20 protein-coding genes are annotated in these 22,279 nt (G+C 58.2%); all 20 read left to right on the top strand.

Features of this window, described 5'->3' with window-relative positions:
* Window positions 1-96 precede the first annotated feature (96 nt).
* Entirely contained in the window at window positions 97-1,158 is a 1,062-nt protein-coding gene (locus ACPV0M_RS06130; protein ID WP_425622061.1) for a hypothetical protein, read from the top strand.
* A complete protein-coding gene (locus ACPV0M_RS06125) occupies window positions 1,158-1,982 on the top strand; it encodes a histidinol-phosphatase HisJ family protein (RefSeq protein ID WP_425622060.1) in 825 nt (274 codons plus the stop codon). Before ACPV0M_RS06130 ends, ACPV0M_RS06125 begins: the two co-directional genes overlap by 1 nt.
* A 188-nt stretch (window positions 1,983-2,170) precedes the next feature.
* On the top strand, window positions 2,171-2,608 hold the full coding sequence (gene mraZ / locus ACPV0M_RS06120) for a division/cell wall cluster transcriptional repressor MraZ (RefSeq protein WP_425622059.1): 438 nt from the start codon (window positions 2,171-2,173) through the stop codon (window positions 2,606-2,608).
* A gap of 304 nt (window positions 2,609-2,912) precedes the next feature.
* Window positions 2,913-3,839 carry a 16S rRNA (cytosine(1402)-N(4))-methyltransferase RsmH gene (rsmH, locus tag ACPV0M_RS06115; protein WP_425622144.1) on the top strand — a complete coding sequence of 309 codons (927 nt, stop codon included), beginning with the start codon at window positions 2,913-2,915 and terminating at the stop codon, window positions 3,837-3,839.
* 222 nt (window positions 3,840-4,061) lie between these two features.
* Window positions 4,062-4,505 carry a hypothetical protein gene (locus ACPV0M_RS06110; protein ID WP_425622058.1) on the top strand — a complete coding sequence of 148 codons (444 nt, stop codon included), beginning with the start codon at window positions 4,062-4,064 and terminating at the stop codon, window positions 4,503-4,505.
* Window positions 4,506-4,628: 123 nt separating this feature from the next.
* Complete coding sequence (locus ACPV0M_RS06105; RefSeq protein WP_425622057.1) at window positions 4,629-6,803, top strand: stage V sporulation protein D; 2,175 nt, start codon at window positions 4,629-4,631, stop codon at window positions 6,801-6,803.
* Between the two features lie 12 nt (window positions 6,804-6,815).
* Window positions 6,816-8,291, top strand: a complete 1,476-nt coding sequence (locus ACPV0M_RS06100) for a UDP-N-acetylmuramoyl-L-alanyl-D-glutamate--2,6-diaminopimelate ligase (protein WP_425622056.1) — start codon at window positions 6,816-6,818, stop codon at window positions 8,289-8,291.
* Window positions 8,284-9,684: a UDP-N-acetylmuramoyl-tripeptide--D-alanyl-D-alanine ligase gene (locus ACPV0M_RS06095; protein WP_425622055.1), complete on the top strand. Its 1,401-nt coding sequence runs from the start codon at window positions 8,284-8,286 to the stop codon at window positions 9,682-9,684. Before ACPV0M_RS06100 ends, ACPV0M_RS06095 begins: the two co-directional genes overlap by 8 nt.
* The gene (mraY, locus tag ACPV0M_RS06090; RefSeq protein ID WP_425622054.1) at window positions 9,681-10,691 is read left to right on the top strand and encodes a phospho-N-acetylmuramoyl-pentapeptide-transferase; all 1,011 of its coding nucleotides are present in this window, start codon (window positions 9,681-9,683) and stop codon (window positions 10,689-10,691) included. Before ACPV0M_RS06095 ends, mraY begins: the two co-directional genes overlap by 4 nt.
* A 207-nt stretch (window positions 10,692-10,898) precedes the next feature.
* Window positions 10,899-12,257 carry a UDP-N-acetylmuramoyl-L-alanine--D-glutamate ligase gene (gene murD, locus ACPV0M_RS06085; protein ID WP_425622053.1) on the top strand — a complete coding sequence of 453 codons (1,359 nt, stop codon included), beginning with the start codon at window positions 10,899-10,901 and terminating at the stop codon, window positions 12,255-12,257.
* Between the two features lie 18 nt (window positions 12,258-12,275).
* Window positions 12,276-13,379, top strand: coding sequence for a stage V sporulation protein E (spoVE, locus tag ACPV0M_RS06080; RefSeq protein ID WP_425622143.1), 1,104 nt, complete (start codon window positions 12,276-12,278; stop codon window positions 13,377-13,379).
* An 11-nt stretch (window positions 13,380-13,390) separates the two neighbouring features.
* Entirely contained in the window at window positions 13,391-14,506 is a 1,116-nt protein-coding gene (murG, locus tag ACPV0M_RS06075) for an undecaprenyldiphospho-muramoylpentapeptide beta-N-acetylglucosaminyltransferase (RefSeq protein ID WP_425622052.1), read from the top strand.
* Between the two features lie 376 nt (window positions 14,507-14,882).
* The gene (murC, locus tag ACPV0M_RS06070) at window positions 14,883-16,262 is read left to right on the top strand and encodes a UDP-N-acetylmuramate--L-alanine ligase (RefSeq protein WP_425622051.1); all 1,380 of its coding nucleotides are present in this window, start codon (window positions 14,883-14,885) and stop codon (window positions 16,260-16,262) included.
* A 2-nt stretch (window positions 16,263-16,264) separates the two neighbouring features.
* Entirely contained in the window at window positions 16,265-17,167 is a 903-nt protein-coding gene (gene murB / locus ACPV0M_RS06065; RefSeq protein WP_425622050.1) for a UDP-N-acetylmuramate dehydrogenase, read from the top strand.
* 12 nt (window positions 17,168-17,179) lie between these two features.
* Window positions 17,180-18,433, top strand: a complete 1,254-nt coding sequence (murA, locus tag ACPV0M_RS06060; RefSeq protein WP_425622049.1) for a UDP-N-acetylglucosamine 1-carboxyvinyltransferase — start codon at window positions 17,180-17,182, stop codon at window positions 18,431-18,433.
* 290 nt (window positions 18,434-18,723) lie between these two features.
* On the top strand, window positions 18,724-19,305 hold the full coding sequence (locus ACPV0M_RS06055) for a cell division protein FtsQ/DivIB (protein WP_425622048.1): 582 nt from the start codon (window positions 18,724-18,726) through the stop codon (window positions 19,303-19,305).
* Entirely contained in the window at window positions 19,292-20,038 is a 747-nt protein-coding gene (locus ACPV0M_RS06050) for a DUF881 domain-containing protein (RefSeq protein WP_425622047.1), read from the top strand. The genes ACPV0M_RS06055 and ACPV0M_RS06050 overlap by 14 nt, the downstream gene beginning before the upstream one ends.
* Entirely contained in the window at window positions 20,025-20,732 is a 708-nt protein-coding gene (locus tag ACPV0M_RS06045; RefSeq protein ID WP_425622046.1) for a DUF881 domain-containing protein, read from the top strand. The genes ACPV0M_RS06050 and ACPV0M_RS06045 overlap by 14 nt, the downstream gene beginning before the upstream one ends.
* Before the next feature lie 6 nt (window positions 20,733-20,738).
* Window positions 20,739-21,080 carry a small basic family protein gene (locus ACPV0M_RS06040; protein ID WP_425622045.1) on the top strand — a complete coding sequence of 114 codons (342 nt, stop codon included), beginning with the start codon at window positions 20,739-20,741 and terminating at the stop codon, window positions 21,078-21,080.
* 95 nt (window positions 21,081-21,175) lie between these two features.
* A complete protein-coding gene (gene ftsZ / locus ACPV0M_RS06035; RefSeq protein ID WP_425622044.1) occupies window positions 21,176-22,228 on the top strand; it encodes a cell division protein FtsZ in 1,053 nt (350 codons plus the stop codon).
* Window positions 22,229-22,279: the final 51 nt, after the last annotated feature.

The raw sequence follows: 22,279 nt of genomic DNA, 5'->3' as shown, positions 1-22,279 counted from the left end.
GGTTAAAGTAACCAAAGATATTGAGATAGATCGGTGCCCAGCGCTGCGGCCCAGCCCGGTCCAAGTTCATGTTGCGTTGAACGGAGGAAAAACAAGGTGTGGAAACCCGAAGGATTAATCACGGGGATCGGCAGCATCCCGTTCCTTGAACCCGAGCCGGCGATCGAGATGATCATGCAAACCCTTCCCCGAGCGCCGCACTGGCCCCAGCTCCCCAAGAGGGGGGACATGGAAGGGTTTGTCCTGCAGTTCTTAAGCCCGCTGATCGAATGCGGTATCCTGGCGCGTGACGGTGAAAAGGTGTATTTTGCGACCGAAGACGAAGGCTGGGCCGATGGCCTGGCCCGGTTTTACGCCCTCTACCTCGCGGTGGAGGAAGGGGATGAAGCAGCGCTTGATTCCTTTACCATTCCCGAAGAGGCCGCGGTCGGTTTCTGGGCTTTCCTGCGCCGTCTGGAGGGTGCGGACCCGCCGCCTTACGTTAAGGGTCAGGTCGTGGGTCCGCTGACGGTTGGTTTCCGGCTGACTGATGCCAAGGGGCGGCCGGCCTATTACGACGAGCAGATCCGAGACGTTATCGTCAAAAATCTGGCTTTGCACGCCCGCTGGCAGGCAGGGAAGCTCGGTGGGTACGCCCGTCAGGCGCTCGTCTTCATCGACGAGCCGGGGGCCAGCATCTACGGCCAGTCCACCTATATTACGGTAACACGGGAGATGATCGCGGAAGACTTGAAAACCATAGTTAAAGCGATCAAGGCTGCCGGGGCGAAGGCCGGTATTCATTCCTGCGCCGCCGTCGACTGGGGCATCCTCTATGACGCCGGTCCCGACATTGTAAGCTTTGACGCTTACGAATACTTCAGTTCCCTGATTCCCTTCCGAAGCGAAACGGCGGAGTTTATCGGGCGGGGAGGCGTCCTGGCCTGGGGCATCGTTCCCACTTCGGACAAGGCTTACGGGGAAACGGGAGAAAGTCTGGCCGTCAGGCTGAGCGGCTACTGGAACAAGGCGGCGGGATGGGGAATCGACCCCGCCTTGATCAAGTCGCTTGCCATTGTCACTCCGGCATGCGGGACGGGGAGTCTTGACGAGGCGCTGGCCCGGAGGGTATACGGACTGCTGGGCGATTTGGGCGGCTTGTTGCAGGGGGGCCGCTGATGGTGCTCTTCGGCCTGGTCGACTACCATATCCATACCTCCCGCTGCGGGCACGCCAGGGGCGAGATTAAGGACTACGTAATGACGGCCGTACAAATGGGTTTTGCGGAAATCGGAATAGCCGATCACATTCCGCTGTACTGGCTGCCTCCCGCCGAGCGCGACCCGCAGCTCGCGATGGCCGACACGGAACTCGCGGCCTATGTCGAAGAAATCCTGGCTTTGCGGAAGATGTTTCCCCAGATCGGGATCAAGCTCGGTATCGAAGCGGATTACGTGCCCGGCCGCGAGGATGAATTAAGGACCATCCTTCAGGCTTACCCGTTTGACTATGTGCTGGGTTCGGTGCATTACATCGACGGGTGGGGCTTTGACAATCCCGACCTCGTGGACGGCTACGCCCGCTACGATCCGGACACTTTGTACGGCAAGTACTTCATGCTGGTCCAGAACGCCGCCAGGTCCAACCTCTTTGATGCCATTGCCCACCCGGACCTGATCAAAAAGTTCGGCTGCCGCCCCGCGGCCGACCTCGGGGGCCTTTATCACGGCACGGCCTGTATGTGCGCCGCCGCCAATATCGCGGTAGAGGTCAACACGGCGGGCCTGCGCGCCCCGGTTAACGAGATCTATCCTTCAAGAACCTTCCTGCGGTACTGCCGCGAGTTAGATGTTCCGGTCATCCTGGGCTCTGACGCCCACGCTCCCGGGCAGGTGGGCGCGGGTTTCTACCAGGCGCTCGAACTCCTCAACGAGGTTGGATATGAGGAGATTGCGCTGTTTGAGGGAAGGAAGAAAAGCAAACTGAAGATCTCCACCCGCTGACATCCTCATCAAGAATGTGATAAACCCTTTTAAGAACCCTTTCTGGAATGAGAAAGGGTTTTTTTATAACATACAAAAATTTTTTTGCTGGCTGACATTTATTTTGCAGGAGATTTCTGGGGGGCAAAGAATTATTTGTGGTGTAAAGTGGTGCAAAGTGGTGGAAAAACCCCGAAGGGGGTTGCGCAGTGTTTATCGGCGAATACCAGCACACGATGGACGGCAAGGGCCGGCTCTTTATCCCGGCCAAGTTCCGCGAGGACCTTGGTGACAGGTTTGTGGTCACCAAGGGGCTGGATCGCTGTCTTTTTCTTTATTCACTGGATGAATGGGCTTTAATGGAAGCAAAGCTGCGCAGGCTCCCGCTGGCAAAGGCCGATGCCCGCGCCTTTGCCCGCCTGTTTTTCGCCGGCGCCGCCGAACTCGAGGCTGACAAGCAGGGCAGGATCCTTATTCCTGCAAACCTGCGCGAATACGCGGGACTGACCAAGGACGTGGCCGTCATCGGCGTCGCCTCCAGGGTGGAAATCTGGGACCAGGGCGAATGGCTGCGCTACTCGGGCGAGGCCGGCGGGTCGTTTGAAGAAATCGCGGAGAAAATAGTGGATCTGGACATCGATCTATAAACGGTAAATGCCCATCAACCCTGCCTTCTTATATGGGCTTATGGGCTTCTGTAAAAGTTCATTCGATCAGATGGTAGTTTTAAACGTTATCGCCTTGTCGCCGCTGCCTGACAAGCGGATGTAAAGCCGGATACGCCAGTGTACTCGGCCCTCAGCACTTAGATTATAAATCGTCCCTTTTCGAATGCCGAAAGCTGAGCACCAACTGCCGATGTGGGATTCCTTTGAGTCCCACTGCCAACATCCAAATTGGGGAGTGTGGCTGTTGAACGAGCAGGCCCTTAATTTCAGCCACCAGCCGGTAATGCCGGAAAAAGTGATTGAAGCCCTGAACGTACGGCCGGGCGGCGTTTACGTGGACTGTACGCTTGGCGGGGCGGGGCACAGCCTGGCCATTTTGCAGCGGATGGGTGGAAAGGGGCTTCTCGTAGGGCTTGATCAGGACCCGGCCGCCCTGCGTGCGGCGACGGCCAGGTTGGCCGGTTTTGCCCGGCAGGTGCGCCTGGTGAAGGCCAATTTCAGCGAAATCAGCCGGGTGCTGGATAATTTGGGAGTCAAAGGAGTGGACGGCGTCCTTTTTGACCTGGGCGTCTCGTCACCTCAGCTCGATGTCCAGGAACGGGGTTTCAGCTACCAGCTTGACGGGCCTCTGGACATGCGGATGGACCCGGAAATGACGGTAACAGCTGCCGACCTTGTCAACGAATTGCCGGAGGACGAGCTCGCAAGGATCATCAGGGATTACGGCGAGGAGCGATGGGCCAGGCGGATCGCGGCCGCGATCGCGGAGGAACGGAGAAAGCAAAGAATTTCCACGACCGCCCAGCTATCGGACATTGTCCGGCGGGCCATTCCCGCGGCAGCCCGCCGTTCCGGGCCGCACCCGGCGCGGCGTACCTTTCAGGCGTTCAGGATCGCCGTCAACAACGAGCTGTCCGTACTTAATGCGGCCCTGACCCAGGCTGTCAAGGCCCTTAACCCGGGAGGGAGAATCGCCGTCCTCAGCTATCACTCCCTTGAGGACAGGATTGTCAAACAGGTATTTCGCGATTTTGCGAGGTCCTGTATTTGCCCGCCGGGGTTGCCGGAGTGCCGCTGCAACAGGAAGCCGCTGCTCAAGGCCCTGACTTCCAGGCCCATTACGCCGAACGAGGACGAGGTGGCACAAAACCCCCGTTCCAGGAGCGCCAAGCTTCGTGTCGCCGAGAAACTGCCCCCATTTGAGAGATGAGAGGTGAGATGTGGGAAGTGGGATATGAGGTTTGGAATTCGCGGAGCGAATTCCTTCAAGCTACTTACCTCTGACTTCGCACATCCCACATCTTTTTAAACAGGCCCTTCTAAAGAGGGACGAGGGTGAATAAGGATGATAGTAGCGCAGGAAAAACCAAATTATTCCTACGTTGAGCAACCAACCCAAACTCAAATCAGGTGGTCACGGCCGCAGCCCGGAATGGGAAGGCGCACGCGCATCCTGCTGACGGCGCTGGTCGTGGGAACCTTTGTCCTGGGGGTTGCGCTTAATCTTTACTGCGCCAGGGTTGTTCAACTCGGCTACAAGGCCGCGATGCTGAAGGCCGAGATAGCCAGGTTGGAGGCCGAAAACCAGAACCTGGAGGTTGCGATTGGACGGCTTGACTCCCTGGAACGTGTCGAGGCTGCCGCTGTTACCCAGCTGGGTATGGTCCAGCCGAGCAAGGAAAACGTCCTGTTTGTCGCGGTGAACCCTGCGGCCATGCCGGATCAGGATCTTCTTCAGGATGATAAGGAGGCCAAGCCGTCGACAATTCAAAAGGAGCCGGGCAATCTCGCCGACGCCCGTGACGAAAGCAAGGGACTGCTGGAAACGCTGGTCCGGATTGTTTGCCAATGGGAAGCGAAGGTGAGAGCCGGCTGAGTTTTAAGTTGCCCAATACAACCACATAGTCCGCATCTGGAACTGTACAGGACCGCAGCGGGAACAAAATGGCATAAAAACCCGGCAGGGTTCGGGGCGGCGAGCGGGAATTGGAGGATCGGTATGCTGGCAACAAGCATTGCTATGCGCAAGAGAATTATAACTCTGTTCTTACTCACCGCCACCGCCTTAGGGCTGCTTATATTTCGCCTGGCCTACATCCAGTTTTTTATGGGGGATAAGCTGCGGACCGACGCGCTGGAGAACCGGATGCGCGACATTCCGGTAGAAGCCAAACGGGGTACCATTTATGACCGTAACGGCCGGGAGCTGGTTACGAGTGTGAGTGTGGACTCCGTTTTTGCTATTCCTTCACAGATTAAGCACCCAAGCGCGACGGCGCAGAAAGTGGCCGCCATCTTACAGATGGACCCGGATAAAGTTTATCAACTGGTCACCAAGGAGCAGTCCTTTGTGTGGATCAAGCGCAAGGTGGACTACGAATTGTCCCGCGCCTTGAAGAAAGCCAAGGCCGAAGAGAAGAAGGACAAGGCGCCGGACGTTCTGGACGGGATTGATTGTGTGGAGGAGAGCCGCCGGGAATACCGCAAAGGGACTCTTGCCGCTCACGTCTTGGGGTTCGTGGGTGTCGACAATCAGGGGCTCACCGGCATCGAGAAAGCATTGGATGAAGAGCTTCGCGGTATTCCCGGGCGCATCGTCATGGAGTACGACGCCTGGGGACAGGAGATTCCGACGGCGGAGCACAAATATTTCAAGCCCGTCCAAGGTTACAACCTCTTGCTGACTATTGACGAGACCGTTCAGTATTTCGTGGAGCGCGAGCTGGACCGTATCGTTGACGCCTTTAACCCGGCCAACGCTGTGATTATCGTGATGGACCCCAAGACAGGGGAAATCCTGGGCATGGGCAACCGCCCCAGCTACGACCCGAACAAGTGGAGCGATTACCCGCAAAATATCTGGGACCGGAACCCCGCCATCTGGTACAACTACGAGCCCGGTTCGACATTCAAGATCATCACCCTGTCCTCGGCCCTGGAAGAGAAAACGGTAAAGCCCGCGGACCGTTTCTTTGATCCTGGATATGTCAAGGTCGCGGACCGAACCATAAGGTGCTGGAAGCATGGCGGGCATGGATCGCAGAGCCTGGCCGAGGTCGTGCAGAATTCCTGCAACCCGGGATTTATCAAGATAGGGCTGGACCTTGGCAAGGAGCGCTTCTACAAGTACATTAAAGGTTTCGGGTTCGGTGCTTTAACGGGCGTCGGGCTGCCCGGAGAGGCGCACGGCATTTTGATTCCGGAGAAGAATGTCAAAACCCTGGACCTGGCGACGATGTCCATCGGCCAGTCGATCGCCGTGACGCCGATTCAACTGGTGACCGCGGTGTCAGCTGCGGTCAACGGCGGGAATTTGATCCAGCCTCAACTGGTTAAGGCTGTCACAGACAACAATGGCAGAGTGATTAAAGAGTTTAGACCGAAAATTACCCGCCGGGTGCTTTCCGAACAGACATCAAGGGAACTGGCTGCTTACCTCGAAAATGTTGTGTTAAACGGCACGGGCCGCAATGCCTATATCGAAGGCTACAGGGTCGGCGGCAAGACCGGTACGGCCCAGGTTGTCGGACCGTCAGGCGGGTACGTCAGCGGTAAATATGTATCCTCTTTTGTGGGTTTCGCTCCGGTTGAGGACCCGCGCGCGGTTATACTGGTAATGGTAAGCGAACCGAAGGGCGGGGTTTATTTCGGTAGCCAGGTCGCGGCGCCGTCTTTCCGGGCGGTGATGCAGGACACCCTGCGTTACCTCGGGGTGCCCGAGCAGAAGAATTTGCCGAGGCCCGCGCCCCTTAATCCCTGGGTGCAGGAGGAACCGCCGGCGGAGGTTACGGTGCCCCAGGTCGTCAACCTGCCGCTTAACGAAGCCGTGAACGATTTGCGCTCGGCCGGCCTGAACTTTGTAATTCGCGGGCAGGGGTCGGTCGTTTATGATCAGATCCCGAAGGCCGGAGCCACGGTAAAAGCGGGCACGACGGTCATCCTGGACCTTAAGGCCGGCCCGCCGCTGGAAGGCCGGGTAACGGTGCCCGACGTGTCGGGATTGACAATCAAGCAGGCCGGCGCCCTTCTCGAAAGCCTTGAATTGCGGATGGAGCCGTCGGGTACAGGTGTTGCTTTCAAGCAATCGATAGCCCCTGGACAAAAGATCGATCGGGGAACCATCATTAAAGTAGAGTTCAAGCCTCCGGCGAACGACCCTGAGATAGGGGATTAGGGAGGTGGGTTGATGCAGTTTGCAGAATTGGTTAAGGGACTGCCCGTCCTGGCGGCCGAAGGGGACCTTTCCGTTGATGTTAAAGGTATAGCTTACGATTCCAGGAGCGCGGTTCCGGGCTCTCTTTTCGTAGCCGTTCCCGGGTTTAATGTCGACGGCCACGCCTTTATTCCACAGGCGGCCGCGAACGGGGCCGTGGCTTTTTTGGTCCAGCGCCCCGAGGGTCTTCCTGAGGGTCCTGCCTGGGTGGCCGTTCCCGACTCCCGGAAGGCCTTGGCGGCAGTGGCCGCGCGGTTTTACGGCTACCCTGCCCGCGAACTGCACATCGTCGGGGTGACCGGCACGAACGGGAAAACCACGACCACCTACCTGATGAGGTCAATCTACCGGCATCTGGGTTTTAAGACGGGCCTTATCGGCACTATCCAGTGCCTTATCGACGATCAGGCTGTCCCGGTGGAGAGGACCACCCCGGAATCGCTGGACCTGCAGAGGCTTTTCCGGCGGATGCGTGACGGCGGAGTAACCAGGGTCGTGATGGAAGTGTCTTCACACGCGCTGGCGCTGCACCGGGTTGACCCTGAAAGTATCGACACCGCCATTTTTACCAACCTGACGCAGGATCACCTGGATTTTCACGGGGATATGGAGAGCTATTACGCGGCCAAGGAGCGGCTGTTCCTTGAACAGCGCGCCGGCACCCTGGCCGTGCTCAATGCCGACGACCCTTACGGTTTGAGGCTGAAGGTTTCTTGCAAGGGCCGGGTTATTACGTACGGCCTGCGTTCCGGTGCGGATGTACGTGCGGATGACGTCCGGGTAACCCCAAAAGGGGCGGCCTTCAAGATATCAAGCCCCTGGGGGGAGTTTAAGCTCGGCCTTAAATTTACCGGCCTTTTCAATGTCTACAACAGCCTTGGCGTGACTGCCGCCGCCCTGGGTGAAGGCATCCCCGTGCAGGACATTGTGAACGCGCTGTCAACGGCGCCCGGTGTTCCCGGACGCTTCGAGCAGGTCGACGCCGGTCAGGATTTCACGGTGATCGTGGATTACGCGCATACCCCCGACGGCCTCGAGAACGTGCTCCGGGCCGCGCGGGAGATCGCCCCCGGGCGGGTGATATCTGTCTTTGGCTGTGGCGGTGACCGCGATCGCGGCAAGAGGCCCCGGATGGGAGCCGTCAGCGCCCGCCATGCCGATTTTTCGGTTATTACCTCCGATAACCCTCGGACGGAGGATCCCCTGGCCATCATTGCCGAGATCGAGCCGGGAGTGCGGAGCGCCGGCGGAAGCTACACGGTAGTTCCCGACCGGAGGGAGGCGATCCGCAGCGCTTTGCAGATGGCGAAAAACGGCGACATTGTCGTCATCGCGGGCAAGGGCCACGAGACCTACCAGATTGTCGGCGGAACCAGGTATCCTTTCGATGACCGGGATGTTGCGCGCGCGACGCTGGCAGAGATGGGGTACACGGATTACCATGCTTAGACTGAGCCTGGCGGAAATCGCCGCTGTTACCGGGGGCAAGATTTTACAGGGAGAACCGGGACTTACCCTGGACAGCGTCAGCACCGACTCGCGGCGGATCGGCGGGGGTGAGCTTTACGTTGCCTTGCGGGGACTGCGCTTCGACGGGCACGACTTTGTGGCTGATGCCGCGGTGCGGGGGGCGGCAGCGGTATTGATCCAAAGGGACGTCCCTTTGCCGGGGGAGGTAGCTGCAGTCCGTGTCGAGGACACGCTGCCGGCCCTTCAGGCCTTGGCCAGACATAACCGGCGGGTCTGCGGCGTACCTGTCATTGCCGTCACGGGCAGCACGGGAAAGACGACAGCCAAAGACATGATTGCCGCTGTCCTTGCGGTAAGGTTTAGGGTGCTGGCCACCACGGGCAATTTTAATAACGAGATTGGCGTTCCGTTAACCCTGTTGGAATTGAACGAGAAGCATCAGGCGGCCGTGGTCGAGATGGGGATGCGCGGCCCGGGGGAGATCGCCCGACTGGCGTCGATAGCCGAACCCCACGGGGCGGTAATCACCAATGTCGGCGAAACCCACATTGAACGCCTGGGATCGGTGGAAAACATCGCCCGGGCCAAAGGAGAAGCCCTTGACTTCATCGATAAGGACGGGTTTGCCCTGCTGAACGCGGACAGCCCTTATCTTGCTGAACAGGCCCAGCGCTGCCGGGGGCGCGTGCGCTTTTTCGGAACTTCGCCGGCCGCCGCCATCCGCCTCCTGGCTTATCAGCATGCAGACGGGGGTTCCCGGAACGTCGTCAGCGTCGACGGGCTTGAATACCGGCTTGAATTGCCTGTTCCCGGACGCCACAACGCCGTTAACGCCCTGGCGGCTATCGGGGCCGGCCTGGAAATGGGCATGGACTTTGCGTCCATCCAGCAGGGCCTGAGCAGACTGCAGCTTTCGCCGATGCGCCAGGCTATCGTAGACCTGGGGGGAGTCACCGTACTCAACGACGCATACAACGCCAACCCCGCTTCGATGCGGGCGGCCCTGGCCGTGCTCAAGGAAATGGCCGGAACAAGGCCAACGGTGGCGGTACTCGGCAACATGTTCGAGCTCGGGGAGCGGGCGCAAGCGGCGCATTACGAAGTCGGAGAGGCCTGTGCACGTGAAGGTGTCGGCTACTTGGTCACGGTCGGTAACCTGGCCCGGGAAACAGCGCGGGGGGCGCTCGAAAACGGCATGGCTGAAGACAGGGTTCGCCCGTGCGCGGATAACGAGGAAGCGTTGAACGCCCTGAAAGAACTTCTTAAGGGACATGAGTTCGTCCTAGTTAAGGGTTCCCGGGGGATGAAAATGGAAACTGTCGTGGCCGGCCTGGAACAGTGGGCCACGGGGCAAGAGGTGGAAACACCGTGAACCTGGTGTTGCTCGCCGGGGGGATTGCGTTGGTGGCGACTATCCTTACCGGACCCTTTTTCATACCGGCCCTGCGCTGGCTGAAGTTCGGCCAGCACGTTCGTTCAGACGGGCCCCGCTCACACCTGAAGAAGGCCGGTACCCCCACAATGGGGGGGATCATGTTTCTTTTCGGGATTACGGCGGCGATACTGGCGGTCATCGCTCTTTACCGGGGCACGCCGAATTTGAGCGGATTGAAGGAAGGGCTGGTTGTCCTCCTGGTAATGCTCGGTTACGGGGCGGTAGGGTTTATTGACGACTTTCTCAAGATCGCCCTCCGGCGCCCCCTGGGCCTCAAAGCCCGTCAAAAACTGCTGGGGCAAGTGGTTGTGGCTGTCATCCTGGCCGTTGTCACTGTGTTCTTTCTGGGGAGAGGCACCGACCTGGTCATTCCTTTCAGCGGTTTCCTGCAGCCGGGGGGCATCAGCATAGACCTGGGCTGGTGGTTCTTCCTCGGGTTTACCGTCCTCGTCCTTCTCGGTTCGGCCAACGCCGTCAACCTTACCGACGGCTTGGACGGCCTGGCCGCGGGCGCCACGGCCATTACGACGTTTGCCTTCGCCCTCATCGCTATCATTGTCGACAAAACCTGGGTGGCCGTCGTTTTAGGAGCCATGGCCGGCGGATGCCTGGGGTTCCTTTATTATAATCGTTATCCCGCCCGCGTTTTTATGGGCGATACGGGTTCACTGGCCCTGGGAGGCGGGCTGGCGGCGGCCGCCGTGTTGACACGGAGCGAGCTTTTCCTGATATTCATCGGCGGTATCTACGTTATGGAAACCCTGTCCGTGATGGTGCAGGTGTTTTCTTTCCAGGTCTTTGGCCGGCGGGTTCTCCGGATGGCCCCTCTCCACCACCATTTTGAACTGATGGGCTGGACGGAAACACGGGTCGTTACGACCTTCTGGCTGATAGGCCTGCTTACGGCCATCATCGGCCTGCTGGGACTATACCGGCTCGGGTGAGAGGTGGGAAGTGGGAAGCAGGAAGTGAGAAGTGGGAGTTTCTCACCTCTCACCTCTCACCTCTCACCTCTCACTTTCAGTCATTGCAAAGACGATGATGCAGGTTATAGAGTACCTTTTAAGCATCTGGCATAGTATCATAGATTCTTATTCCTTAACCCGTTGCATTGGCTTTTGCAACGCTTTACTAGCTAACGAGGTGACAGCATGGATCTCGCAGGCCTTAATGTACTGGTGGTGGGGGCTGGCAAGAGCGGTCGCGCCGCCAGCCGTTTTCTGGTTTCCAAGGGAGCCCGGGTCACGCTGACCGACGCTAAGGGGGCCGACGCTTTTGCAGGTATCCAGGAGGAGGCCCCCGGTGTCGAACTGGTCCTGGGGGCCTACCCGCAGGTTGAGCCCGGGCGCTGGGACCTAGTCGTTGTCAGCCCCGGGGTGCCGGTAACGGTTGAACCCGTCACCGCCGCCCGCGCGGCCGGCATCCCCGTCATCGGGGAGCTCGAACTGGCCTGGCGGTTTTGTCGCGCTCCCGTCGTCGCCATCACGGGCACCAACGGCAAAACGACAACGACCGCCCTCGTGGGGGAGGTCTTCCGGCACGCTGGGAAAAACACGCTGGTTGCCGGGAATATAGGCGTGCCCTTTATCAGCGGGGTGGAGCGGTACGGGCCCGGGGACGTCGTTGTGCTGGAGGTTTCCAGTTTCCAGTTGGAGACAGCGCCTACATTCCGGCCCCGCGTTGCGGCGATTCTGAATATCACTCCCGACCACATCGACCGGCACCGCTCCCTGGAAGCGTACATTGAGGCCAAGGCCGCTATCTTTAAGAATCAGACGCCGGATGATTATACCGTCCTTAATTACGATGATCCCATAACTGCCGCGCTTGCTTCTCGCTGCTCCGGGCAGGTCATATTTTTCAGCAGGCGACATAGGCTAGAACAAGGCATTTATCTCCAGGAAGGCCAGATAATGACTGCGGGTTCCCGGGGCTCCTACAGGATCTGTCCTGCCGGGAGCCTGCGCATACCCGGCGGTCACAACCTGGAAAACGCGCTCGCGGCTGCGGCCGCAGCCTGGGTGATGGGTGTAAGGCCGGATGTTATCGGTGAAGCCCTAACCGGGTTCAGAGGGGTCCCTCACCGGCTGGAGGAGGTCGGGATGGTTAACGGCGTCCGTTACATCAACGATTCCAAGGGAACCAACCCCGACGCTGCCATCAAAGCCCTTGAGGCTTTCCGGGAACCGATTGTCCTGATCGCCGGCGGGCGGAACAAGGGCAACAGCTTTCAAGAATTTGCCGCCCGTTTCCCCGGCAGGGTACGGGCTCTGGTTGTACTCGGTGAAAGCGCGGAAGATATCGCCCGGGCCGCCAGGGAGCAGGGACTTGAAAGGATACTGCGGGCGGCCGACTTGAAAGATGCGGTCAGGCTGTCCCGCGACAACGCCGAACCCGGTGACGTGGTCCTGCTTTCGCCAGCCTGTGCCAGCTGGGATATGTTCAAAAGTTATGAAGAGCGCGGGGACCTGTTTCGCGAAATCGTCAAGAGGATGGCTGCCGAAGGGTGACAGAAGGGGAGAGGAATGATGCGGCCGAAGAAGGGGGCGCCCGACTTCCTGCTATTTATCACGGTGCTGATGCTGCTCAGCATCGGCGTTATCATGGTATTGAGCGCGAGCGAGTACAGTACGCTGGTGCGATACCACGACAGCTTTTTGTTTTTTAAACGGCAGCTGGTCTGGGCCGTCCTGGGACTGACGGCGATGTTTGTCGCCATGAATTTCGATTACTGGCGGCTGAAGCAGTATGCCGGCTGGATGCTGGTGGGGGCGTTCCTACTCTTGCTCCTGGTCCTCATCCCGGGGGTCGGCGTGGAGTCACACGGCGCCAGGCGCTGGATAGGGGTGGGGAGCTTCACCTTCCAGCCGTCGGAACTGGTGAAGCTCTGCGTTATCACCTTTACGGCCTTCGGGCTTGCCAAGAAGAGGGACCAGATACGCTCCTTCACCAAAGGGGTGCTGCCCTTCCTGATCGTGGCCGGACTGGCCGGCGGGCTGATTCTGCTGCAGCCCGACCTCGGAACGGCAATGACGCTTGTCGGCACGGTTTTCCTGATGCTTTTTGCGGCCGGGACCCCGATGCGTGTTCTGGGGAGCCTGGGGATTATCGGTGTGGCTCTGGTGGGGGCGGCCATTTATTTTGAGCCTTACCGGCTGAAAAGGTTACTGGCTTTTCTTGATCCCTGGCAGGACCCCCAGGGCAGCGGCTTCCATATCATCCAATCTCTTTACGCCCTGGGGTCGGGAGGACTGTTCGGCACCGGGCTTGGGCAGGGCAAACAAAAGTTCCTCTACCTCCCCGAACAGCACACCGACTTTATCTTTGCCGTTATCGGGGAAGAACTGGGTTTTGTGGGCGCCACGTTGATCATCATCCTGTTTATGCTCTTTGTATGGCGCGGCCTGCGCATTGCCGTGGCCTCCCCGGACCCCTTCGCCAGCCTGCTGGCGACCGGTATCACCGGGGGCATTGTGCTGCAAGCGATTATCAACATCGGGGTCGTAACCGGCAGCCTGCCGGTCACCGGAATCACCTTGCCGTTTATCAGTTTCGGCGGCACTTCACTACTGTTTACCCTGATAGGAGTAGGTATCTTGCTAAACGTATCGAAATATGCAGTTAACAGGTGAGGTGTTGCCGGGTGCGGGTAGTGTTAACGGGCGGGGGGACGGGCGGGCATGTTTATCCGGCCCTGGCCATTGCCGGCGGCATCATGCACCGGCACCCCGACAGCGAGATACTCTATATCGGCGCCAGCCACGGGTTTGAGTCCGACATCGTTCCCAAGGCTGGTTATTCCTTTTTTCCCATCCCCGTCAAGGGGTTAGAGCGTAAGATTTCGCTGCGTAACATCCTGGCCGCGTGGCAGGCAGGGAAAAGTTACGCCCTGGCCCGCGCCAAGATTGCCGAGTTTAAGCCCCATGTCGTCGTCGGCACGGGGGGATACGTATGCGGCCCGGTCGTGCTCGCCGCCGTCCACCTGGGAATTCCCACCTTGATTCACGAGCAGAATGCCCTACCGGGGCTGACGAACAGGCTTCTGTCACGTTACGTTACCAAGACCGCGCTGGCCTTTATGGATGCTTACAAGTACTTCCCGTCGCGCGCCCGGGTTATCCTGACAGGCCTTCCCGTAAGGGCGGAGATCCTCCGGGCCGACCGCAGGGAAGCCCGGGAGCGGCTGGGACTGGGTGACCTGTTTACCGTCATTTCTTTCGGCGGCAGCCAGGGGGCACGGACGCTCAATAACGCCTTCCTCGAAGTGCTGCCCCTTTTGGCCCCCGACGTCCGTTTCCATTTTTTTCACGCAACGGGTCCCGCCGGTTACCGGGACTTCCTGGCCGGGCTGGAAAACCGGGGTTTTAACTCTCAAAAGAACGGCAGGGTTGTTGTCGCCCCTTATTTTTATAACATTCCCGAACTCCTTGCCGCGGCAGACCTTGTCGTCTGCCGCGCCGGAGCCTCGACGTTGGCCGAGGTCACCGTCCTCGGGCTTCCCAGTATCCTCATCCCGTATCCTTTCGCTACCGGCAATCACCAGGAATACAACGCCAGGGCCCTCGCTGACCGGGGCGCTGCTTTGCTGATCAGAGACAGTGAGGTTACCGGCCGGAAAATCGCCGCCCTTATTAAAGGTCTGGAAGGTGACCGGGCGAGGCTGGAAAGCATGCGAACAGCGAGCAAGCAGCTCGGTAAGCGTCGTGCCCTGGAAAATTTGCTGGATGCCGTGGATAGTATCGCCAGTTGTGACCGTTGAAAGACTTTGCCTGATTTGTCAGCCTAGCACTCAATCCGTTATATGAAGATATTTCGATTAACCGGAAACATTGGTTAGGGCACATACCTGTACTTTGCAGAGGCTCATTGAGTGCTGGGTTACGTACAACCTAAAGCAATTAAGCGTTAGGATACAGAGGTTCGGGATTCGGCTTAATGCTTATGCCTTAGAGGCCTTTCTCGTCATGCCCGTTTTAAACGGTCGCTGGGTTACCCTGTTGAATGATTTGTCGTCTCACTCAAATGTCACTATACTTGTTTTGTGGGGCCTGTGGACAAGGTCCGGTAACACCTTACTCGGCACTTTGCATACTATATGTCGAGCAGGCGCCCCCGTCAGGAAGGAGAGAGTGTTTGTGCCTTTGATTCCCCCACGTGTACACTTTATCGGGATCGGCGGGGTGGGCATGAGCGGTATAGCCAGGGTACTCCTTGACACCGGTACGGCGGTAAGCGGGTCGGATCTCAAGAAGTCTGTGGTTACCGATCAGCTGCAAGCTAAGGGTGCGCAGGTCTTCTACGGGCACTCCCCTGCAAACATTGATAACGCCGATGTCGTCGTAGTATCTTCAGCAGTGCCTCCTGACAATGTGGAGGTGGTGGCGGCGAGACGCCGGGGGATCCCAGTCATTCCTAGAGCCGAAATGTTGGCCCGCCTGATGCGCCGGCAGAGAGGTATAGCCGTTGCGGGGGCCCACGGGAAGACCACAACCACCGCCATGGTGTCTCTGGTCCTCGAGCGTACAGGGCTGGACCCGATAATTGTTATCGGAGGTGAATTGCCTGAGATCGGAGGAAACGCTAAGGCGGGGAAAGGCGAATATCTGGTGGCGGAAGCCGACGAAAGCGACGGGTCCTTCCTGCTCCTTGACCCGGAGATCGCTGTTGTCACCAACGTGGAGAACGACCACCTTGACTATTACCGTACCGTAGCAAACATCGAGGAGACGTTCCGCCAGTTTATCAGCCGTATACCTCCCGCAGGCGTAGCCATATTGTGCGGTGATGACCTGTTTTTGAACCGCCTTGCCGCAGAGGCGTTCGTTCCCGTACAAACTTACGGCTTCAATCCCGACGCGGATTATCGCCTGGCAAACCCGGTGCTCAGCGGCTTAAATTCCGAAGCTGACGTGTTCTTGCGTGGGGACTTTCTTGGACGGCTCTGCTTGAGCGTCCCGGGACGGCACAACCTGCTCAACGGCTTGGCTGCGATTGCGGTTGGGATGCGCATAGGCTTGAGGTTTGACGAAGTGGCGCAAATACTGCAAGGCTTCCGCGGGGTCAAACGGCGTTTTCAAATCCTCGGCGATGTGGGCGGTGTCCGGGTGGTTGACGATTATGCCCATCACCCGACCGAGATCAGGGCAACGCTCGCCGGAGCCCGGCAGACCGGCCCGCAACGTTTGATTGCCGTTTTCCAGCCGCATCGGTACACCAGGACACTTTTTCTGCATAAAGAGTTTGGCGCAGCCTTTCAAGATGCCGATGTTGTTATCGTTAACCGGATTTACAGCGCGGGTGAAAAACCCATTAAGGGGATCAGCGCGAAACTAATCGCCGACGAGATCAGAGACTGTTCGGGCAAAACCCCCATCGAGCTCGATACCCAGGAGCAAATCGTCAGTTACCTTGCTTCAGTCGTTAGGCCCGGCGACCTGGTTATCACCTTGGGGGCGGGCGATATATGGAAGTCCGGTTTGGCGCTCGTTAAACGCTTAAGCGGTTTGGGGGGATAAACGTGTCGTTCGATCCTGGCCGGGAGCTTGTGATTAAAGGCAGGGTAGCGCGCGATGAGCCGATGGCCCGCCATACGACGTGGCGCATCGGCGGCCCGGCCGACTTGTTTATTGAACCCCGGGGAGTCGACGACCTTACCCGTGTCCTCGAGTTTGTGCATCGGTACGACTTGCCGCTGACCGTGATCGGCAACGGTTCCAATGTCCTGGTGGGGGACGGCGGCATCAGGGGAGCGGTCGTTAAGATCGGCCAAGGAATGAGCGGTATCAAGGTGGAAGGGAATGCTATACGTGCTGAGGCCGGCGCCAAGCTCGCGCAGGTAGGGTCAGCGGCCCTGAAAGCCGGTCTGGGCGGCCTCGAATTCGCTGTCGGCATCCCGGCTTCGATCGGGGGCGCGGTATTGATGAACGCCGGGGCCAATGGCCGGTCTATGGGCGATCTCGTTGACGAGGTAACTATCGTCTATTACGACGGAAGGCTTTGCCGAAAAAGCAGCAAGGAGTGTGCCTTCGGCTATCGTCACAGCCAGCTGCAGATGGAGCCTGCCATCGTAGTGGAAGCAATTCTACAATGTTATCCCAAGAGCCGGGATCTCATCAAAGAAGAAATAGAAGCTTGTATGCTCAAACGTAGGAACACGCAGCCGTTAGAATATCCCAGCGCGGGCAGTGTCTTCAAAAACCCTCCCGGAGATGCTGCGGGCCGGCTGATTGACCTGGCCGGCGCCAAGGGGATGAGCGTGGGCGATGCGCAAGTTTCGGAAAAACATGCCAACTTCATCATCAACCGGGGAACAGCAACGGCGCGTGACGTGCGAGAGTTGATTGAAAAAGTCAGAGCACTTGTCAAAGAAAAGTTCGGCATGGAACTGGAACTTGAGGTGAGGCTTTTGGGTGAACATTAGGCGGGGTGACATATGCGGAGGATTGTCATCAAAGGTGGCAACCGCCTAACGGGGACTATTCGTGTCAAAGGCGCTAAAAATGCCGTACTTCCTATTCTTGGAGCCAGTCTTCTCTGTCCGGGAGTTAGTATCATCCGTGACGTGCCGAGGCTGAGAGATGTAGAAGTCATGCTGCGGGTCCTGGAACACCTCGGGGCACAGGTAGAGTGGCGAGACGGCGTCCTTGCCGTTGACGCCTCCAGGGTGAAGCCGCTCGACGGGTCTGAAGAATTGATGCGCCGGCTGCGTGCCTCCAATCTTGTTCTGGGTCCGCTCCTGGGACGTTTCGGGCGGGTAAGAATTTCGCAGCCGGGAGGGTGCAATATCGGTTCCCGTCCGATGGACCTGCATATCAAAGGGCTGAGGGTTCTCGGTGCCCGAGTTTCGGAAAAGAGAGGGTATATAACGGCCAGTGCTTCCGAACTGGTCGGAGGCGAAGTCCATCTCGACGTCCCTAGTGTCGGCGCTACGGAAAACATCATGATGGCGGCAACCCTGGCCCGGGGCACAACGGTAATCCGCAACGCCGCCAAGGAGCCTGAAATCGTCGATCTGCAGAACTTTCTTAACAAGGCCGGAGCAAAGATCAGGGGCGCCGGCACCGGCGAAATTAAGATCGTCGGGGTTAAGGAACTCGTGCCCTGCGATCACAGCCTCATCCCCGACCGCATCGAAGCCGGCACGAACCTTGTGGCGGCGGCTATTACGCGGGGCGATGTCACTGTCACCAACGTCATCCCTGAACACGTCGAGCCGGTTATCGCCAAACTCCGCGAGGCCAGAGTGGACGTTACGGTTACCAGCGACACCATACGCGTACGAGCTCCCGAAAGACCCAAAGCAGTGGATATCAAGACGATGCCCTATCCGGGTTTCCCGACCGACATGCAGCCCCAGATGATGGCTTTCGCCTGTCTGTCGAGCGGCACGACCGTGATCACGGAAACGATTTTTGAAAACAGGTTCAAGCATGTACCCGAACTGCGCCGGATGGGGGCCAGAATTCACATCGAAGGGCAGACGGCCATTATTCACGGCGTAGCGAAACTGTTTGGTACGCACGTTCAGGCGACCGACCTCAGGGCCGCCGCTGCCCTGGTTCTTGCCGGACTGGCGGCTGACAACACGACGGTTGTAGAGGACCCTGGACACCTGAACCGAGGATACGAGGATCTGGTCAACCGTTACAAAGCTCTAGGAGCCGACATTGAAGTAGAGGAGGATTGACGCCTCCTCTTTTTGGTTTACCCTTGGACAAGATTTAAGCCCCAGCGTATAATCAAGCTAGTAAAAAGAAGTGAGAGGCCAGAGGTAAGAGTGGGATTCGAAGGAATTCGCTGGGAGCGAATTCCTAAATTATGCCTTGGCTCCGGCTGGTTTCCGCGCTAACTTTCTTTCGGGGGGGCGTGCTGGTGACCCGGCCGAACTGGTCTGAAACGTTTTTTTTTGTTGTTCTGATTTTGTTAGCCGTTTTCATTCTGCTCCGTTCTTCTCTCTTTGAAGTAAGATGCGTCACCGTGCTTGGGAACCGCATGCTGGCCCGGGAGGAAGTCGTTAAGACAGCGGGAATACCCTTGGGGGCCAATATCTTCCGTGTGCAACTGGGTGAAGCCGAGCGGCGCGTCGAAACGCTCACTGTGGTAAAAGAAGCTAGCCTCAAGCGTCATTTGCCTGGAACCATTGAAATATCCATAACCGAGCGCACGCCGGTAGCTCTGGTCGAAATGAAGGGCCAGTTCTGGTCCGTTGACAGCGAAGGCGTGCCGCTTCGCCGGGAACAACTCAGCACGCAGGAGTTGCCGCTCCTTACAGTCGGCGGCGGCGAGAAGCGCCTGTCGGGAAAGGGCTTGAGGACGATATCGCTGCTTCCCCCGGAGGTCGTGCGCGAGTTTTCCGAGGTTCACGTAAGCAAGGAACAGAGAGTGGTGGCTTACACGCTTGAGGGGTTTGAAATCCGCCTGGGGGAGGCACAAAACCCCCGGGAACAGGGATTAATGTTGATAGAAATCCTGCAATCGGTGCGCAAGGGCGGCCGGGCTGTTTCGTACATAGACCTTTCTGACCCGCGGAAGGCGGTGGTGATGTATGCCGACCAGTGATCAATCGTCCAGGACAAAACAGGTTTACTGGGGACTTGCCATTGTGGGGCTGATCCTGGGCCTGATGATTTCGACGCAGTTTCGTTACGCCCGCGAGATCGCTCTTAATATCACGATTCAGCGGGCCCAGCAGTTGACCGACGAGATTCATGCGGCCACCATGCAGCGCGACCGGCTCCAGAATCGGGTGGAAGAACTGCGGCACAAGATGGATCAGGTGGCGGCCAACCCCGAACTGAGCCGTTTAAGGGAGACCCTTGATAAGACGAAAATGCAGGCCGGGTTGATCACTCTCACCGGCCCCGGAGTGGAAGTAACGCTGAACGACAGCGTGGTGGCGCTCCAACCGGGACAGGACCCCAACCTCTATGTCCTTCACGATGAGGATATCCTACGGGTCCTCAACGAGTTGCGGGCCGCCGGCGCGGAAGCATTGGCCATCAACGGGGAAAGGCTTTTGGCGACCAGCGAGGTGCGCTGTGTGGGACCCACGGTCCTTGTCAATAAGACCAAGCGCTTGGCGCCGCCCTATGTTATCACCGCCATCGGCGATCCCAACACCATGGTCGCTTCGCTGAAAATGCCCGGCGGCGTCCTCGATGTCTTACAGTTCTGGGGTATCCAGGCCTCTGTAAAGAAGGCCGACCTGGTAACCGTGCCGGCCTATTCCGGGGCGACCAACTTCCAGTATGCCCGTCCCAGTGGAGAGGGGGTAAACAATGCCTCTGACTAAAGGGTTCGCCATTTCTATCGTTGCTTTAATTCTCGGGCTTCTAATGGCCTTTCAGTTCCGCACACACCAGCTGCCTGTGACGGTGATTCCGACGGACAGGGCTCAGGCCCTTACCCAGGAATTGAAGGAACTCCACAAGGAGCTTAATGCCCTTTCAGTTGAGGAGAACGACCTGGAAGCCAAGCTCCTGAAGGCACAGAAGGGTGTCGAAGAAGCCCGGGCGGCGCTCGACAACGAAATAACCAAGAACAACATGCTGGCCGGTCTGGTTCCCGTTAAAGGACCGGGTGTGGAACTTGTCCTGCGGTACGCTCCGCAAGATAAGCCCTCGACGCATCTGTTCACCCTGCGTGATGAGGACCTCCTCCGCGTAGTCAACGAGCTGCGCGCGGCGTCGGCCGAAGCCATCGCCATCAATGACCAGAGGATTGTCGACATCACGGAAATCAGGCTGGCCGGATCGTATATCAACGTCAATCTCACCCGGATCGTTCCGCCGTACCGGATCGTCGCCATCGGCAACCCTGAGGAACTGCGCAAAATGCTGGAAATGCCCGACGGGGTGGTGCCTACTTTCCATGACTGGGGTATAGACGTCGAGCTTAAGACCGTCGACGAAATAGAGATCCCGGCCTACCAGGGAAACCTGGAAAAGCGTTTTGCCAGGCCTGCAACAAAAGGGGGAGGAGCGTAAAAGCGTATGTGGATGAGTATTTGGCTGGCGGTCATCGGGCTGGCGGCGGGAGTGGTTATAGGGCTGAACCTTCCTTTATTTCTGCCCCAGTTCTATAGCAAATACCTCGGGATTGCCATTCTGGCCGCGCTCGATTCGGTGTTCGGCGGCATCAGGGCCGCTATGGACGACAGGTTTGACAATTTGGTTTTTCTGTCGGGGTTCGTCGGCAATGCGCTCGTGGCTGCTCTACTGGTCTTCATCGGAGACCGGCTGGGCGTGGACCTTTATATTGCAGCCGTTGTCGCTTTTGGCGTGCGCCTGTTCCAAAACCTGGCTATTATCAGACGCCGGCTAATTCATAGATAAATTTTAGAAGCCGCAAAAGGAATGTTGGGGCAGATGTTGAATTTTTCTCCAAATGAGGCTTCCAGTTTCCGCTGCAATATAAAAGGAGGAGCGGCATGATTGAGTTAGAACTTGACAACACGAGCCTCGCCAATATCAAGGTCATCGGTGTCGGTGGCGGCGGGAACAACGCTGTTAACCGGATGATTAGCGCCGCTCTTAAAGGGGTCGAGTTTATCGCCGTCAACACCGATGCCCAGGCTTTAGCGATGTCGCTTGCTCCGGTCAAACTGCAGATAGGCGCCAAATTGACTAAAGGCCTGGGGGCCGGGGGCAACCCCGAAGTGGGTGAAAAAGCGGCGGAAGAAAGTCGCGACGATATCGTGCAGACCTTGAAGGGAGCCGACATGGTTTTCGTGACCGCCGGGATGGGGGGCGGAACGGGTACCGGGGGTGCTCCCGTCGTCGCCCAGATTGCGCGGGAGATTGGGGCTTTGACGGTCGGCGTGGTCACCAGGCCCTTCACTTTCGAAGGGCGTAAACGGTTTCAACAGGCGGATAAAGGGATAGAAAACCTGCGCGGGCGTGTGGATACCCTGATCACCATCCCCAACGACAAGCTTCTTCAGGTCATTGACAAGAACACGTCGGTGATTGAGGCCTTTAGAATCGCTGATGACGTCCTCCGCCAGGGCGTCCAGGGCATTTCCGACCTCATCGCCGTTCCCGGGTTGATCAACCTTGACTTTGCCGACGTTAAGACGATCATGAAGGAGACCGGCTCCGCCCTGATGGGCATTGGGACAGCCAGCGGTGAGAACCGCGCGGCCGAGGCGGCGAGGATCGCCATTTCGAGCCCGCTCCTGGAGACCTCGGTCAACGGGGCCAGGGGCGTGTTGCTTAACATTACCGGGGGATCATCCCTGGGGCTGTTCGAGGTCAACGAAGCCGCGGAAATCATCTCCCAGGCCGTAGACCCGGATGCCAACATCATCTTCGGCGCCGTGATCGACGAGACGCTTAACGAAGAGGTCAGGGTGACCGTTATCGCCACCGGTTTCGAGTCCCAGTTCGGGCGCCGCAGGGATGAGGACGTTCCGCTCAAGACCGTGCAGAGGCAAGCGGATGTGGACATCGAGATTCCGGCCTTTCTTAGAAGAAGCCGATAAACGTTATAAAAATGCGAAAGAGGTAAAATAAATATTTCCGTCCCGGACAAA

Origin of the sequence: Desulfosceptrum tomskiensis, assembly GCF_049818055.1 — a bacterium.
In the GTDB taxonomy this organism is placed as follows: domain Bacteria; phylum Bacillota; class Desulfotomaculia; order Desulfotomaculales; family JASEER01; genus JBFLVT01.
The sequence above is the reverse complement of the archived record's forward strand: the minus strand, read 5'-3'. Positions and strand labels throughout refer to the sequence as shown.

What these genes read in the sequence shown, in the direction of transcription:
- ACPV0M_RS06125 (WP_425622060.1), top strand. Translation starts at nt 1,158, where the DNA reads ATGGTGCTCTTCGGCCTGGTCGACTACCATATCCATACCTCCCGCTGC.
- rsmH (WP_425622144.1), top strand. Translation starts at nt 2,913, where the DNA reads ATGCCGGAAAAAGTGATTGAAGCCCTGAACGTACGGCCGGGCGGCGTT.
- ACPV0M_RS06110 (WP_425622058.1), top strand. Translation starts at nt 4,062, where the DNA reads ATGGGAAGGCGCACGCGCATCCTGCTGACGGCGCTGGTCGTGGGAACC.
- ACPV0M_RS06105 (WP_425622057.1), top strand. Translation starts at nt 4,629, where the DNA reads ATGCTGGCAACAAGCATTGCTATGCGCAAGAGAATTATAACTCTGTTC.
- ACPV0M_RS06100 (WP_425622056.1), top strand. Translation starts at nt 6,816, where the DNA reads ATGCAGTTTGCAGAATTGGTTAAGGGACTGCCCGTCCTGGCGGCCGAA.
- ACPV0M_RS06095 (WP_425622055.1), top strand. Translation starts at nt 8,284, where the DNA reads ATGCTTAGACTGAGCCTGGCGGAAATCGCCGCTGTTACCGGGGGCAAG.
- murD (WP_425622053.1), top strand. Translation starts at nt 10,899, where the DNA reads ATGGATCTCGCAGGCCTTAATGTACTGGTGGTGGGGGCTGGCAAGAGC.
- spoVE (WP_425622143.1), top strand. Translation starts at nt 12,276, where the DNA reads ATGCGGCCGAAGAAGGGGGCGCCCGACTTCCTGCTATTTATCACGGTG.
- murA (WP_425622049.1), top strand. Translation starts at nt 17,180, where the DNA reads ATGCGGAGGATTGTCATCAAAGGTGGCAACCGCCTAACGGGGACTATT.
- ACPV0M_RS06050 (WP_425622047.1), top strand. Translation starts at nt 19,292, where the DNA reads ATGCCGACCAGTGATCAATCGTCCAGGACAAAACAGGTTTACTGGGGA.
- ACPV0M_RS06045 (WP_425622046.1), top strand. Translation starts at nt 20,025, where the DNA reads ATGCCTCTGACTAAAGGGTTCGCCATTTCTATCGTTGCTTTAATTCTC.
- ACPV0M_RS06040 (WP_425622045.1), top strand. Translation starts at nt 20,739, where the DNA reads ATGTGGATGAGTATTTGGCTGGCGGTCATCGGGCTGGCGGCGGGAGTG.
- ftsZ (WP_425622044.1), top strand. Translation starts at nt 21,176, where the DNA reads ATGATTGAGTTAGAACTTGACAACACGAGCCTCGCCAATATCAAGGTC.